General features: G+C 50.6%; 12 protein-coding genes. 7 read left to right on the forward strand and 5 right to left on the reverse strand.

The genetic code is table 11. From position 1 onward, the window contains the following. Positions 1–577: 577 nt before the first annotated feature. Complete coding sequence (locus Q8M98_08425; protein MDP3114787.1) at positions 578–2734, reverse strand: ABC transporter ATP-binding protein; 2157 nt, start codon at positions 2732–2734, stop codon at positions 578–580. Then, entirely contained in the window at positions 2731–4482 is a 1752-nt protein-coding gene (locus Q8M98_08430) for an ABC transporter ATP-binding protein (protein MDP3114788.1), read from the reverse strand. The genes Q8M98_08425 and Q8M98_08430 overlap by 4 nt, the downstream gene beginning before the upstream one ends. Positions 4483–5081: 599 nt before the next feature. Between Q8M98_08430 and Q8M98_08435 the strand changes: the two genes are divergently transcribed. The 7 genes from Q8M98_08435 (at position 5082) to Q8M98_08465 (ending at position 14326) form a co-directional block, all read left to right on the forward strand. Next, entirely contained in the window at positions 5082–10403 is a 5322-nt protein-coding gene (locus tag Q8M98_08435) for a choice-of-anchor D domain-containing protein (GenBank protein MDP3114789.1), read from the forward strand. A 64-nt stretch (positions 10404–10467) separates the two neighbouring features. Then, positions 10468–10890, forward strand: coding sequence for a hypothetical protein (locus Q8M98_08440; GenBank protein MDP3114790.1), 423 nt, complete (start codon positions 10468–10470; stop codon positions 10888–10890). 508 nt (positions 10891–11398) lie between these two features. Then, a complete protein-coding gene (gene gcvH, locus Q8M98_08445) occupies positions 11399–11779 on the forward strand; it encodes a glycine cleavage system protein GcvH (protein ID MDP3114791.1) in 381 nt (126 codons plus the stop codon). Between the two features lie 22 nt (positions 11780–11801). Next, on the forward strand, positions 11802–12428 hold the full coding sequence (gene gmk, locus Q8M98_08450) for a guanylate kinase (protein MDP3114792.1): 627 nt from the start codon (positions 11802–11804) through the stop codon (positions 12426–12428). Beyond that, positions 12425–12826, forward strand: a complete 402-nt coding sequence (locus Q8M98_08455) for a hypothetical protein (protein ID MDP3114793.1) — start codon at positions 12425–12427, stop codon at positions 12824–12826. Before gmk ends, Q8M98_08455 begins: the two co-directional genes overlap by 4 nt. A 6-nt stretch (positions 12827–12832) precedes the next feature. Then, on the forward strand, positions 12833–13477 hold the full coding sequence (locus Q8M98_08460; protein ID MDP3114794.1) for a uracil-DNA glycosylase: 645 nt from the start codon (positions 12833–12835) through the stop codon (positions 13475–13477). Next, positions 13478–14326: a metallophosphoesterase gene (locus Q8M98_08465; protein MDP3114795.1), complete on the forward strand. Its 849-nt coding sequence runs from the start codon at positions 13478–13480 to the stop codon at positions 14324–14326. Positions 14327–14738: 412 nt separating this feature from the next. Here the strand turns inward: Q8M98_08465 and thiS are convergent, their stop codons facing one another. From thiS to mobB, 3 genes are all read right to left on the reverse strand, one after another. Then, entirely contained in the window at positions 14739–14942 is a 204-nt protein-coding gene (thiS, locus tag Q8M98_08470; protein MDP3114796.1) for a sulfur carrier protein ThiS, read from the reverse strand. A 71-nt stretch (positions 14943–15013) separates the two neighbouring features. Beyond that, positions 15014–15637, reverse strand: coding sequence for a sulfur carrier protein ThiS adenylyltransferase ThiF (gene thiF / locus Q8M98_08475; protein MDP3114797.1), 624 nt, complete (start codon positions 15635–15637; stop codon positions 15014–15016). Continuing rightward, positions 15634–16383, reverse strand: a complete 750-nt coding sequence (gene mobB, locus Q8M98_08480; protein ID MDP3114798.1) for a molybdopterin-guanine dinucleotide biosynthesis protein B — start codon at positions 16381–16383, stop codon at positions 15634–15636. Before mobB ends, thiF begins: the two co-directional genes overlap by 4 nt. Between the last annotated feature and the right edge of the window lies 1 nt (position 16384).

The following is a 16384-nucleotide window of genomic DNA, read 5'->3' on the forward strand; positions in this document are numbered from 1 at the left end:
GATCTTTACCGATGCCAAAGGGTATCGGGTACACGTCAGACAAACTGGTCTGCCCGAGGGCAAGGCAGACAAAATCTACTCCCTGCTGAACGTCAAAGTCTTCAAAAATCAAATCATCTCTAAACACAGAGTTTAGTGCCTTACTGAAAAATGACTGTCATATATACCAATAACTTAGTCCCTAAAATGCGAAACTTGGGATAATTTTCTACCTGCCAACATGAGAATTTCACGCATCAATTTAGCTTGAAGGGCGGGACAGGAATGGGTTTTTGTAGCGCAGGATGCCGATCCTGCGAAGGGTGAAAAGGTGGAAGGCTGAAATCCAGGACTTTTTTCTCTTCTCTGATCTCTCTGTTTCTCTGTGGTGAATTTCATCTCTGTATCTCTCATCTCCTCCACCCCAGGCTATATTGTATCGCCCTTTCTGGAACTGTCGCGCTGGAACCGACGGGGACGTCGGTAATTCCATGTTCATCCCTTGCTATATTGTATCGCCCTTTCTGGAACTGTCGCGCTGGAACCGACGGGGACGTCGGTAATTCCATGTTCTCATCTCTCTTCTCTCATCTCTCGCTCACGTATATTGCAAGCGATAGAGATCATGATACAAGCCCTTTTTATCCAAGAGATCAAAGTGGGAACCCTCTTCGACGATCTCGCCTTTGTGCAAGACGATGATGCGATCGACGTGTTGGATGGTGGAAAGGCGGTGGGCGATGATGATCGAGCTGCGGTGTTCGATGATCTTCTTGAGAGCGTCCTGGATGAGGATCTCGGTTTCGGTATCGATATTTGAGGTTGCTTCATCGAGGATGAAGATGGAAGGATCGTATGCCAGCACGCGGGCAAAGGCGATGAGCTGTCTTTGACCCGTGGAAAGGGTGGCGCCGCGTTCCATCACCGGTTCGTCATAGCCGGAGGGAAGTTTGGCGATAAACTTATCCGCGTTCACATATTTTGCCACCTGCCGGATATCTTCATCGGTGAGCTGGAGGTTGTTCAGCGCGATGTTTTCCCTGATGTTTCCGCTGAAGATAAAGACGTCTTGTTGGACGATGCCGATATTGGAGCGCAGGTCTTGCAGCGCATAGGCATCCAGCAATTTGCCATCGAGACGGATACTGCCCTTCTGATATGGATACATGCCCAAAATGAGATTCACGATCGAGGTCTTGCCGCTGCCGGTGTGCCCGACAAGAGCGACTTTTTCGCCCGGTTTGATGTGGAAGGAGACGTCTTTCAGCACCCATTCGTCCGTGTTATATGCCATCCAGACGTTTTGAAACTCGATCTCGCCTTCCAGCTTGATATTGCGTATTAGGTGCTCGCGATAGTCGTCCGGCTCGGTATCCATGAGATCAAAGATGCGTTCGGCACCGGCAAGCGCGCCTTGCAAAACGTTGAACTTTTCGGTGAAGTCGTTGATCGGTTCAAAGAGCTTGTGGACATATTGGGTGAAAGCCATCAAGAGCCCGATGGTGATCACGTTTCTGAGGATCTGCCCGCCGCCATACCAGATGATGAAAGCCACCGCGACTTGTGAGGACACGTGGATGATGGGACGGAAAAAAGCAAAGAGTTTGAGCTGCTTGATCGAGGTGTGATAATAGTCCTGATTGATGGAGGAAAACTCCTCCCGCTTGTGAAAATACTGATTGAATAGCTGGATGATCTTCTGCCCGCTGATATGTTCCGCGAGCGTGGCATTGAGCTGTGCAAGATATTTGCGCACTTCACGATAGATCACTCTCGTGCGGCGTCTGTATTCGTAGATTACCCAAAGCACGACGGGCAGGATGATAAAGCTCACCAATGCCAATTGCCAGTTTAGCACCAACATCAAAGTGATGATAGCCACGATCAGGATCACGTCCTGAATGATGGTGATCACTCCGGAAGCGAGCATTTCGTCGATGGCGCGAATGTCGTTTGTCACTCTGGTCAGGAGCCTGCCCACGGGGTTTTGATCGAAGTATTTGACCGGCATCTTTTGCAGATGGGCAAAGACATCGTGGCGCAGATCGTTCATCGCCATTTGTGAAAAATAGGCGGTGATCACGCTTTGGAAATAGCTGGAAACCAAGCGCAACAAAATGATGCCAAAGAAGATAAGCGCCAGCCAGACGAGGTTGTGCGCTGCTTCGCTACGAACCTCAAGACGCTGTTTTTGGGGTAGCTTTTTCAGGTTGTCGCGCCCGATGGCGATGGTTTTGCCATTGATTCGAAACCAGCCGCCAAGCCCTTCCGCGCTGCCGTGGGGATCGTGATTTTCGCTGAAATAGACGTTCAGCTTGGCAACATTTGCGGGTTTGTCCACCAGGAGATAGACGGTCTTTTTGCTCAGCTTGCCGCTTGTTTCCAGATCGAGCAGATCGGTCTTGTTGATGCGGTTTCTGTCCTTGGCGCTGAGGATGAGGAAATGCTTGTCGTGATAGTCATATCGCTTGAGTTTCAGAAACGCATATTTATGGTAGATGGCATCGATTTCGGTTACGCTATCAAAGACCGCGATCGATTTGTCGGAAACGATATAATCGTCGATCGCCGTTCTTTGGATCAAAGGGAGCACCACTTCGGCGCCCGCAACCAGCATGAGAATCACAAAAGAGAGAACCACCCACCACAGATAGGGTTTCAGGTATTTGAGCATCCGGGAATACAACCTGCGGTCATAGACCTTGCCTTTCAGGTCGTCGGATTGGAAACCGCCTCTGCCGCCCCAGTTGTTCATAATTCCTCCCCTTCGAGACGAGCCCGGATTCTTTGCTTTTCATAGAGGTCGTTGTAGAGACCGCGATGGGCGATGAGCTCTTCGTGCGTGCCGCTTTCGGCAATGACGGTTTCTCCGATCACGATGATGCGGTCGGCATGCTGAATGGAGGAAATTCTGTGGGCGATGATGATCGTGGTCTTGCCTTTGCGCAGCTCGATCAAGTTTTCCAGGATAAAGCGCTCCGTCTTGGTATCCACCGCGGAAAGGGCATCGTCCAGGATCAGTACCTGAGGATTGGTGAGCAGCGCTCTGGCGATGGCGACGCGCTGTTTTTGCCCTCCGGAAAGCGTGATGCCGCGTTCGCCGACGAGGGTCTCAAACTTCTGGTCAAAATCCATGATCTCATCATAGACCTGAGCCATGCGTGCGGCTTCAAACACAGCTTCGATCGAAGTTTCGGGATTGCCGAGACGGATGTTGTTGGCGATCGTATCCGAAAAGAGGAAAATATCCTGCGGCACGAGCACCATGTCTCTTCTGAGCACGGAAAGAGGTATGGTGTGCACCGGTTTGCCATCGATGAAAAGAGCGCCCTTGGGGGGATTGTAGATGCGGACTAAAAGCTCGATCAACGTCGTTTTTCCACAGCCGGTGGGGCCTACTACGGCGAGGGTTTTGCCGGAATCGATGTGCGTGCTGATGTCGTCAAAGATCAAAGGCAGTTCTTCACCATAACGGAAGCTGAGGTTTATGATCTCGATGGTGCCCTCGATGGCGGTGATGGATGTGTCCGCATCTTTGTCATCGATCTCCGGCTGCACGGCAAAGATATCGTTCAGCCGTTTCAGCGAAGCAGTTCCACGTTGATACATATCCACGATCCAGCCGATGGCGATCATTGGCCAGACCAGCATCCCGAGGTATTGGAAAAAGGCGATGAATTCGCCAATGGTGATCTCTCCGCGAATGGTCGCTCTGCCGCCAAAGAAAAGGGTGATGATCATCGAAGTGCTGATCACAAATCCCATGAAAGGATGAAAGATGCCGGAGATCCTCGCCATCGAGACGTTTTGTTTCACATAGTCCAGAGAGACTTCGTCCACTTTCCTGAGCTCGGCTTTTTCCTGCACGAATGCCTTCACGATGCGGATGCCGGAAATGCTTTCCTGTAGCCTGCCGCTGAGCGTGGCAAAGCTTTCCTGCACCTTGGCAAAGCGCTTGTGCATCTTCTTGCCGAAATAGGCGATGGTGATGGTCAAAAGCGGTAGCGGAATCACCGCCAAACCGGTCAGACGCCAATTGATCGAACCCATGAAGGCGAAGGAGGCGATCGTCATCAACACGATGTCCATCGCGGCGATCAGTCCCATGCCCAAAAGCATGCGCACGGCGTTCAGATCGTTGGTGGCATACGCCATCAGGTCCCCGATCTTGCTGCGGTTGAAATAGTTTTGAGAAAGCTTCAGCAGATGGTTGTAAAAATCCTGCCGCAGATGCTTTTCGATCAGGTGAGAATTGCCGATGATCAGGACACGCCAGAAATATCTGAGCAGCATCACCGCCATCGCAAGCCCGAAGATGATCAAACCCACCCAGATCAATCCTGTTTCGGTGATCCTGCGCTCCTGGATGCCGTCGATGGCATATTGCATCACCTTTGGCATGGCGAGCTGAACGAGATCCACCAAGATCAGCATCACGATTCCACCGGCGATCTTGCCGTAGCTCTTCTTCAAATATGGAAGAATCGCGTCGAATGTTCGCATTGAGACTCCAATAATCAATTTTATCAACGCAAAGCAGGATCCGCCACCTAGTGTCATGTCAAGCTTGGGGTGGGGAATTCCGATTCCCCACAGCTAAAGCAAACCACAGCCGAATCGGAGTTCGGCATCCCAAAAGACGCAAACATGCCTTTTGCGACATTGAATGCTTGACGAGACACTAACATGATCCGGCACATTGGAAAGCTTCATGCTATCCGTTGATAAAACTTGAATTTTGCTGTGCCACGCTTTGAAAGTAGCGCATTTTGTCAACATAAAAACGCGCAAGAGGCAAACGATGGAAAAGATTCAACGATCCCGTGAAAAAAAGTTTGAATTAATCAAAAATAATGCTTGACGAAATATCGCAGTCCTCCACCCTATCGCCAAAGGATGAGATTTCGACACTCTGGATTTGTGTCTCTCACACTTAAGTAAAAGGATTTTTATATGTTTATGAGAAGATTCGATGCCGCGCATCACGATCTAAAAATGGTTTTTCAAACGTCGGGTGGAGTGCGTTTGGCTGGTTTATGCCTCGCACCCACAGCTTATTTTCAATCTATAACCACAAATAATCAAAACATAAGGAGATACTTATGAAACAAAATCTCGTTATCATCCTGTTCCTGGCATTTGTACTGGGAACATTCTCCGTCGCTCACGCGCAACTAAGCGGGACCATTGACATCGGGACGGGGCAAACTTACACCACCCTTGCCGCGGCAATCTCTGCCCTGAACACTCAGGGCGTGGGAGTCCCCGGGGTCACGCTGAACCTGCTGGCAGGCAATCCTGAAACCTCACCTAACGGCGGATACAGCATCACCACCCTCACCGGGGCGAGCGATAGACCCATCGTCATCCGGGGCAACAACAACATCATCACCGCACCCGAAACTCACACGGTCGGTGCGATCAATGACGCCATCTTCAAGATCATCGGCGGTGACTGGATCACGATCCAAGGTTTCGATATGCGCGAACATAGCGCTGCACGCGTTTACACTGCGGCGTCGAACAACATGACCGAATTCGGTGTGGCACTTTTTTATGCCACTGCCACAAATGGTTGCAAAAACATCACTATCCAGAACAATTTGATCACGTTGGAACGCCTTTATCAAAACAGCTTCGGCATCTATTCCAACAGCCGTCATACCGCTACAGCAATGACAACTGCAGCGGACATCACATCCACAGACGGCGCCAACGATAACCTCAAGATTTACAGCAACATCATATCCAATGTAAACATGGGAATCATAGTGGTTGGCTCTCTTACAGGTGATTTTATGGCGCCCGGCTTGGATATCGGCGGCAGCGGCGTTGGAACTGCCAATACGATCAGTAATTTTGGCAATACCGGAACCTTCAGCGGATACATTTCCGTATCCGGCTCGGTGAATGGTATCCTGATCAACAACCAGCAGAACTTCAATATTTCTTATAATCAGATCACCAGCTCCATCGGTGGAACTACAGCGGGCACGCTGCGCGGTATTTATGTCCAAACTACCGGTACACTGCCCACAACCGGTTCTTTCACCAGAACGATTCTCTATAACAACGTCTCGGTTCGCTCTGCGGTCGCCGCAGGCACCATGGTTGGCATCGCGAATGAGGGTGGAAATCTGACAACTACGATTGATATCAACTACAATAATTTCCACACAACTACGCACACCTTAGCTGCTACAGGCGCTATCACCTTCATCTCCCAAATCGGCGCTTGCCAGACACAGAGGGTGCTTGACAACACATTCACCAATATCAGCATGAACACGACGGGTGCCGTCATTCTGATCAATACCGGCAATACGATGCCTGCAAGCGGTGTTCAGAATGTCAATTACAACCGCATCGTCGGCACTTTTACAAAAACTGTGGCAGGCGGCAATTTGACGGGGATAGTCACGAATTCTTCTTCTCCCGCCGGCTCAAACTCAAGCATGACTTATAATAATTTCTCCAATATCACGGTTTCGGGCACTTCAGTGGTGACCGGAATCCAGAACACCGATGGCGGCGCCCCCAGTAAAACCATAACTTTCAACACCTTTGAAAACTGGACTGGCGGAACCGGATTGCTCAACCCCTTGAATATCAACTACAATGGTGCCTCTTCAATTTCGGACAATTTGATCAACAACATCGTGGGAACAGGAGCTGTCACCGGTATCTTGATCGGCTCGTCTGGACAGTCAACTCCTCCGGTTACGGTTGATGTAGCCCGCAATACCGTCCAAACTCTCAGAGGGACTGGAACTGTTACCGGAATCTCCTCTGCCTGTCCCAATTCAGAGACAAACATTTTCAGGAACAGTGTGAAAGATCTCACCGGTAACGGTACTGCAGGTCTATCATACGGTCTTGTTGTCATCGGCGGAGCGATCCATAACGTCTATAACAACGTTATCTGCAATTTGAAGGCTCCGGATAACACAGGCACTGTCGCTTCCATCAATACAATCCGGCTCACAGGTGGAACGACAAACAATATTTCTTATAATACCACGTATTTGGATGCTACAGGTAGCAGCGCCAATTTCTCCACAGCATCGCTCTTTATCAGCGCAGGTGACAACACATTGCTGAACAATATCTTCGTAAATAAGAGCGTTCCCGGCAGTACCGGCAGAACGGTTGTAATCTGGAAAACCACAGCAGGCAACGCTAACATCGGCGCCGGCTCCGCCACCAATATCTACCATGCCGGAGATGAACTCGAGAACCAGCTAATCGGTTATTTCGTTGCAACTCCGTATATCAGTCTGGCAAATTACAAAGCTGCGCTCGTGGATCGGGATCTTAGCTCATATTGGGAAGATGTGGCGTTTGTGAATGCCGCAGCATGTGACCTGCGTATCAATCCCGGCCGTGAGACCCGCGTGGAAAGCAATGCCACTTATATCGCTACCATATTGAGGGACTTCCTCCATGTGCTGCGTCACGGGAGCAGACCTGATATAGGCGCCTACGAAGGTGACTATATGCCTGTGCTTATGCCTCCGGCAACACCGATCTACGTCAGTCCGGGAGCGGGCATCTCGGGCGTGGCAATCAACGCACCGCTCGTCTGGAGCGCTAATCCCGAGGGCGGGACTCCCGCCAGCTACGATGTGCGTTTCGGTGTAGTCAATCCTCCGGGTTTTGCCATTAATGTTGCCACCACTTCCTACAACCCTGCCAAGCTGTTCAACCAGCTCTATTACTGGCAAGTGAAGGCATACAACGCCCAAGGCGAATCCGACTGGACAGTTGTCCGCGACTTCACCACTGCCACCGGCATTCCGGTGCTCACCTACCCCGGAGTGGACGCTATCGGTATCCCGGAACAGCTTACTTTCACCTGGGGTGCTATTGCCGGTGTGAGCGGATATAAGATCAAAATCGGCACCACCTCCGGTGGCTCGCAAGTTGCCAATATGGTCCCCTGCGCCACCAACAGCTATGTGCGCGCAGTTCCTCTGGCATATAATACTCTCCATTTCTGGTCGGTATATTCCGTCAACGGCGCTCAGGAAGTGCAAAGCTTGGAACGCAGTTTCACCACCAGACCTGACCCCACGATCTCTAATTTCCCTTGGACCGAGACCTTCGAAGCTAATTCTCCCTCCCGGGTTAACTGGTCGCAGATCCAAGAGGTCGGAACTAAAGTCTGGACTTATGCAACCGGCGCCGGCGGCGGCAATATTACTACCGCCCGTTCCGGGACATTGAATGCCAGATTTACCGCAACTTCAGGAGGACCGTGGAGAACCAAATTAGTCAGCCCTCCCATTAACCTGAGCGCCAATCCTGTTCATAAATTATCCTTCTGGTATGGTCAACAATTATGGTCTCCCGACCAAAATGAATTGAAGGTCTTTTATCGGACTAGTCCCAGCTCAAGCTGGGTCGAAATCGCTCACTATACTACCGATGTAAACGTTTGGACATTAGTGCCGAATCTTGCGTTACCGAATCCCAGCGCCACATATCAGATTGCCTTTGAAGGCATTGATAAATATGGTTATGCGAATGTGCTGGATGATGTCATGGTGGAAGTTGTCTCTACTTCACCGGTTTTCGAGATCACTCCCAACAGCAAGAACTTCGGTGATGTGCAGATCGGTACTACTACTGCACCGACTGTCTTTACGATCCGTAACGCCGGTGGGGGAATCCTCATAATCAATCCCCCGATCAGCATCACAGGTACTGATGCCGAACGCTTTATCCTCACTGATACGAATAGCTATCCGAAAGAGCTGACTGCGAACCAGACGATGACCGTTTCGGTCGCTTTCCAGCCCGGAACGATTGGCGACAAGGTTGCCAGCTTGCGGGTAGTGGATAATATCGATGTGAAGCAAGAGCGTCTGTTTGGTTTGAGCGGGAAAGGAGTCGATAACACCGTTTATAACCTGCCCAAGATCTTCACTTTCACACCGGCAACGGATGTGAACGGATGGATGGTCTTTGCATCGAGTCCGGCTGTTTCCGGTCTCTGGAGCCTTCCCAATGCAAACCTTGCCGGAGGCACAGCACCCGAACTCCATCATCATTACCCGTCCGGCGACGTTAGCGGCCAATGGACACGTCTGGTATCACCTCCGATTGCCGTGAGCGGGCTTGCCCAAGTGACGATCAAATTCCGGCATTGGTTCGATGTATATGGAACCGGTCTCAACCTGCAATTCCAGTATTCTTACAATGCAGTGGACTGGACACCTCTGTGGAACGTCAATGCGACCACGAATTTGGGTCCGGAAGAATTGACCTTCCCCATCACCATGGCAAAGGCAGACCGGCTCTATCTATCCTGGTACACCTTCGGAAATCAGTATAACATTGATTCCTGGGATATAGACAACATCCGTATCCTGCCTCCCAATACCCAGGTGAACCAGACTACCGCAGCAGCCGGAGTGGCAAACGTAGCCGTGCCTCCAATCATTGATGAATCCAACAGTAATACTATTAATGCTTCAGTGAATATCACCAATCTAACCCCTCCCAATGCGCTCGTCAACGTAAGCATCGGATATGCAGATTACTCACTGTATAATGCCGGATTGAGCTTTGTCTTATCCGGCACCACCTTTGGCGGTACCACAGTAGTAGTGACGCACGATCTGGGATTCATTCCAGTACAGATTGCTTACCGCATTGGTACCGGAGCTTGGATCATGGTCATGGCTCAACCGTCCTGGACAACCACCACCGTCACAATTGTCATTCCTGGAAAGATGGGTAAAAATGACGATGATGTCACCTTTGTGTTCCCACAGGCACCCGAACAAACCCTGCCGGTGGAGCTTGCATCCTTCACAGCCACCTTCGATGTGAGCATGTTCGTCAAGATCGCCTGGGTGACGGCTTCCGAAACCAACCATCTGGGATATAACATCCTGCGCGGAGACAGCAACAACGTGGGCAACGCCATCCAGCTCAACCAAAACGTGATCACGCCCGCCGATGGAGTCGCCCTCGGCACCCAGATGAGCTACAAATTCATCGACAACGAGATCTACAACAACGAAACCTATTACTATTGGTTGGAAAGTGTCGATCTGGATGGAACTTCGAACCTGCACGGACCGATCACGGTCTTGGTGACCCTCGATCCCGAGGATCCCGGAACACCTCCTATTCCTCTGTTTACAAAGCTGATGGAAGCGTACCCCAATCCCTTCAATCCCAGCACAAAAATCAGCTATAGCTTGAAGGAAGCGGGCAAAGTCCGCATCGAAGTCTATAACGTCAAGGGTCAGATGATCCGCACCTATGATAATGACCACAGCACACCCGGCTATTACCACATTCTGTGGGACGGCAAAGACACCTCCGGCAGAAACGTGAGCAGCGGTCTCTACCTCTATCGTATGATCAGCGGCAACTATCGCGAATCCAAGAAGATGGTGCTGGCGAAATAATCCGCATATAATAAACCAATCATCACTAAAGCCCCGGGATCTCCCGGGGCTTTTTTTTTGTTAGGTGTGCGGGTGCACCGAACATGGAATTACCGACGTCCCCGTCGGTTGCTACGCGGCAACCTCATCAAAGGCGACACCACATAGCACCAAACATGGAATTACCGACGTCCCCGTCGGTTGCTACGCGGCAACCTCATCAAAGGCGACACCACGTAGCACCAAACATGGAATTACCGACGTCCCCGTCGGTTGCTACGCGGCAACCTCATCAAAGGCGACACCACATAGCACCAAACATGGAATTACCGACGTCCCCGTCGGTTGCTACGCGGCAACCTCATCAAAGGCTACACAACATAGCACCAAACATGGAATTACCGACGTCCCCGTCGGTTGCTACGCGGCAACCTCATCAAAGGCTACACCACGTAGCACCAAACATGGAATTACCGACGTCCCCGTCGGTTGCTACGCGGCAGGATAGGTTACAGATTTGTAGATGGTTTGATAGATTTGTAGATGGGTTATAGATTGGCAAATGTGTCATGTTCATCGCTACTATCGCCGACGGGGACGTCGGCGTTCCATGAGGCGGCGCTCCATGATATGGAATTACCGACGTCCCCGTCGGTTGCTACGCGGCAACCTAATCAAAGGCGACACCACAACATCATGTAGAATATTATATAGTATCACAGGGTGATCTGCAGATCATTTTCTCATTGTTTTCTCTTTATACATATTGCGTGCTTCACACCCGAGCTAAGTTGTGTCGCCACTGATGGGACTGACGGGCTGCAACCGACGGGGACGTCGGTAATTCCATGTTCCGTTAGTGTGAATTGGTAAATAGGTGAGCTGCGGCGTTGCAACCGACGGGGACGTCGGTAATTCCATGTTCCTTCCACACCGCGAGGTTTTGTGCTTGACATAAAAGCCCTGCACAAAGACTTGGGAAAAAAATACCATGAAGTCATCTTATGGAGGAAATAATGCTGGTACATGATGACCTTTATTATACCGAGAGCCATGAATGGGTGAGAGTCATTGACGATCTTGCCATCATCGGGATTACCGATTTTGCCCAACACGAATTGGGAGACATTGTTTTTGTCGAATTACCCGAAATGGGCGTCAACGTTTCCGCCGGCGAGCCCTGCGGTTCGATCGAAGCCGTGAAAGCGGTGGAAGACTTCATCAGCCCGGTCAGCGGCAAGATCGAAGAACGTAATAGCGATCTGGAAGACAGCCCGGACTTGATGAACAAATCCCCCTTTGAAGAAGGCTGGTTGATCAAAGTGCGTCTGAGCAACACAGACGAGCTGGAAAACCTGCTAACCGCGCAGGAATACAAGAAACTCATCGAACCCTGATAACCGCCATTAATATATAAACGTGATCGAAAAAAACAAGAGCTTTTTAATCATCCTCTCCGCTCCCTCCGGTGGCGGGAAAAGCACGATCCTCACTGAAGTGCTCAAACGATCCGACGTCATCGATTATTCCGTTTCCTACACCACCCGTGCGCCGCGGGGAGCAGAACAAACCGCAGTCCACTATCACTTTGTGAGCGAATCAGATTTTTTTCTGCGCAGCACTGCGGGTGATTTTCTCGAGCAAGCGAAGGTCTTTGACAACTGGTATGCCACCTCGATCAGCTATATCCAAAGCCGTCTGGAAAAACAGCGGCACGTGATCATGGATATCGACGTGCAGGGCGCCGCGCAGATCAGTTCTTCAAACGTGCCCTACGTGAAGATTTTCATCATCCCTCCTTCGATGGAGGTTTTGAAAGACCGGTTGATCAAGCGCAACACCGATTCCATGCCGGAGATCGAAAAGCGGCTCGGTATTGCACGCGATGAATTGAAATACATCCCCAGCTACGATTACTTAGTGATAAACGATGATCTGGACCAAGCCGTCAATGAGGTATTGGCGATCATCAGCGCGGAAGAAAACCGCGTTTACAGATACCGGGAGCCGATCAACGGCTTCCTCGGACAGGAGATACAAAAATGATCAATGAAAAGATCGAAAGCTTTCTGGAAAAGACGGATATGAACTATCTGTACTGCCTGCTTGCAAAGCTGGAAGCACAGCGTCTGAGCCAGTTTCCATCCTATGTGAAAAACCGTTTCACGGATAAAATACCCATCATTGCCATGAAGCACGTGGCGGACAACGAAGTGCCGGACTATCTCTCCGAACTCGCGGAAGCCGAGCTGGCAATGGCGCAAGCCGCCCTGCAGGTAAGTGATGAAGATCTCAGCGACGTGGATCTCAGCGAAGAAACCATCGATGACTCGGTCAAATTTATCCAAGAACTCAAAAAAGACAATCTGGAAAACTATTCCGATGACGATGATGATGACTTTTTCTTTGAGCAGGGAGACGCGGAAGATTCCGAAGACATCTAAATATCAATGAGCAATCGCGCCATCAAACAGCAGCTCGAGCTGCTGCGAAACAGCGGAATCCATGAGATTTACGCGCCGGTGAGCGACAAAGCCAAGCTGTTGGGCAGCTTGAAGCTCAAATATGCCAATTGCACAAAGTGCGCTCTTCACACCGGGCGCAATTTGCTTGTCTATGGCGAAGGCGATCCAAACGCGATCGCTATGATCATCGGAGAAGCACCCGGCGAGCAGGAAAACCAGAGCGGCAGACCCTTCGTGGGAGCAGCCGGCGGCTTGTTGGAAAGAATGCTCCTCGCCATCAACCTCACCCGCGAGCAAGTCTATATCGCGAACATCGTCAAATGCCGTCCTCCCGGAAACCGCAATCCTGATGCCGGAGAGCGCGAAGCCTGCCTGCCCTATCTGATCGAGCAAATCGGCATCATTCAACCCCGCATCTTTCTCTTTCTGGGCTTGGTGGCGGCACAGACATTGCTCCAGGCGAAAGGCACCTTGGAAAGCCTGCGCTTGGAAAGACACGAGTTTTGCGGCATCAGAGCTTTCGTGACCTATCATCCCGCCGCGCTGCTCAGAAACGAAAACTGGAAAAGACCCGCCTGGGAAGATTTGCAGGAATTTCAAAAGGAATATATCAAGCTTCAGGAAAGGTAAATGGCGCGCAAGTGCTCAAGCAATATCCATCTCGGCAGGTTATTCGGCGGCGGAAACATCAGTTCCCTTCGCTTTGTTCTGATCTTCCTCCTGCTTTTGACAGGCTTGCTCAACGCCAAAATCGCCATCTATGGAGATACCAGAACCAACGACGATGTCCACCGGCAAATCGTCAACGCCATCACTGCCCATGAACCCCACATCGCCTTCCACACCGGTGATCTCGGCACTAACGGGCTTTCGCAGGAAGAATACGACAATTTTTTCCGCATCTCGGAGCCGCTGATCGAGTATTGCGCCATCCATCCCGCCAAAGGAAACCACGAACGCGACGCAGCGCTCTTTCTGAGAAACTTCCCCTCCATCGGAGCGCGGACATATTACTCGGTTTCCTATGACAAAATGCTCTTCATCCTGTTGGACAGCACCATCGATATCAACCCCGGCTCGATTCAATACTCGTGGCTGCAAAAGGAACTTGCGGAAAACCAGCATCTACCGGCGATCATCATTCTCCACCACCCCATCTTTAGTTCCGGAGCGCATGGCGACGCGCTTGGGCTCGGACTCTTCCTCCCCACGCTCTTTGCGAAACACAACGTGAGAGCTGTATTCAACGGACACGACCACAATTATGAACGCTCCAAACACAATGGCATCACTTATGTATCCACCGGCGGCGGCGGAGCCCCTCTTCGCGATGCCAGACACGATAATCCCCACTCCATCGTCTTTCGAAAAGAATACCATTATTGCATCGGCAAACGCGATGAGGATATCCTCTCGGTTGATGTTTATGCTCCGACCGGCGAGGTGCTGGATTCCTTTTTGATTCATTTGCGCGGATAGATATTCACCGGCGTCCGTGCCACTTGGGCTAATGAGGCTCGAGATTGGCTTCAACTTGACTTCAACATGACTTCAAATAGCCTCAAATTAACTTCAAATAACTCCATATAACTTCAGATTAACATCAACATAACTCCAAACATAACTTCAACTTGTTTAATTTTCAATCCTTTGCCACTCCTTCCTCCTTCCATAGCGTTAATCAAGCCTTAATCAAGCGTTAATCAAGCGTTAGTTTTATTACGCTTGATTAACGCTTGATTAAGGCTTGATTGACGCAGTGGGGCGTGGGAGCTATGAGGCTGTTGAGAATTCCGATTCCCCACAGCCGAATCGGAGTTCGGCTTCCCAATGTGTAGCGCAGCATGCCGATGCTGCGGCTGCGACTTCCTCCCTATGAACCCAGCAGGGATCAGCCTCCGCTGATGAGGTGATAGACCATCACGTCCGCCCCTACAGGAACGGGAGTGATATCATAATTGACCTTTTTCACCAAAACGCCGTCGATCTTGATCACCAGCATCCTGAAGGTATAATTCATCTTTATCAGCACGTCGCGAACCGTCATGCCATCTTCCCAATCGATGATGTTTCCGTTTACTGTGATCGTATTCATCGTATCCTCTCTAATTTCATATAATAAACATACGTCATCGCCGCGAAATATGTATCGGTCAAAAAGGGGATTCACGCATGCATCTTGAGCAGCAATTCCAAGCACAGATTCGCTTGCATGTTCGCCACCACCGCGACTCTTGCGGAGATGGGATTGATGCCGGGAGCGAGCTCTGAAACGCCATCGCCGATGATATATAGATTATCCGTTTGCAAGGTTTTCAAGCTTTCGTTGTTACCCACGCCCGCCAAGCCGGAAGCGGCGATGATAGGTCTCGTGGGGAATAGCGATTGCCAGCTTTCGATCAACATCTGTTTCTGTTCCGCCAGATCGAAGGCTTCGATCATGATCTCTGCCGTGCCAAAAAGGCTCCCGACGTTTTCAGGGGTCACTTTCAGAGGATGGATGATGATCCGGATAAATGGATTGATTCGATCAAGATTAGCTTTCAAGGCTTCGACCTTGAGAGAGCCGACTTGATCGAGGAAATACTGCTGCCGGTTCAAATTGGCGGTGCAAACGGTGTCATAATCCGCGATGATCAAGGTCCCGATGCCGGCACGAGCGAGCGAGACGGCGATATTTGATCCCAAGCCCCCGGCTCCAGCGATGCCGATGACGGATTTTTGCCAGATTTGAAGCATTTCTGGATCGTGACCGGCATAAAGCTCTTGGTATAAATCATTCTTTGTCATCGTTTTATCTCGATTCGGATGGTTCCGGAGGGATCGATGCCGTTCAGGTTATCCGTCATCGCGCTGATGACGTCTTTGAGCATATTCTGCACAAAGGGAACGATCACGATTTCACGGTCGTTGACATATAAACGGAGCCGCTTTTTGCCGTCTAACACGCAGTCTTCGCGTTTTGCCCTTCCCTGAACAATGTCCGCTGCCAGATCGAAACAGCTTTTTCCGCAGGCGGAACAGCAATCCGGGTCGCTCTGGGGGAGGATCTCGAAAGTCTTTGTCAATATGTCGTTTATGAGTTGTTCAAGGTTATTTTGCAGACAATATACCGGTAGGTTATGATAGCTTTCGAGTTCAGACGCGATCTTACCGGAGATGCCGATCGTCGTCTCGTCGATCAGTTCATCAAGCTGACCGGTCGTTTCGGCGCAGACGATTTTGGGCAGCGCCGCGTGTTTCATGCCTTCGATGACCAAAAAGTCCGCTGTTAAGAGCGGAATGATGTCTTTCAAATCCGGTGAGGGGGTCAAAATCAGTGCGCTGTCCTGCAAACCGCGGGCAAAAACCTGCGTAGCTCCGGCTTTGGCGTGCTTCCATGAATTGCTGCCTTCGCTGTCTGCACGGTAGCTTTCGTTGTGGATATCCTTGATGGAGGCTACTTTATAGCCCCTTTGCGTGAGTTCGCGGATCACCGCAACCGCCATAGTCGTCTTGCCGGTGTGATGATATCCGACGATGCCGATGGCTTTCATA

This window comes from Candidatus Cloacimonadaceae bacterium (assembly GCA_030693415.1).
Classification (GTDB): domain Bacteria; phylum Cloacimonadota; class Cloacimonadia; order Cloacimonadales; family Cloacimonadaceae; genus JAUYAR01.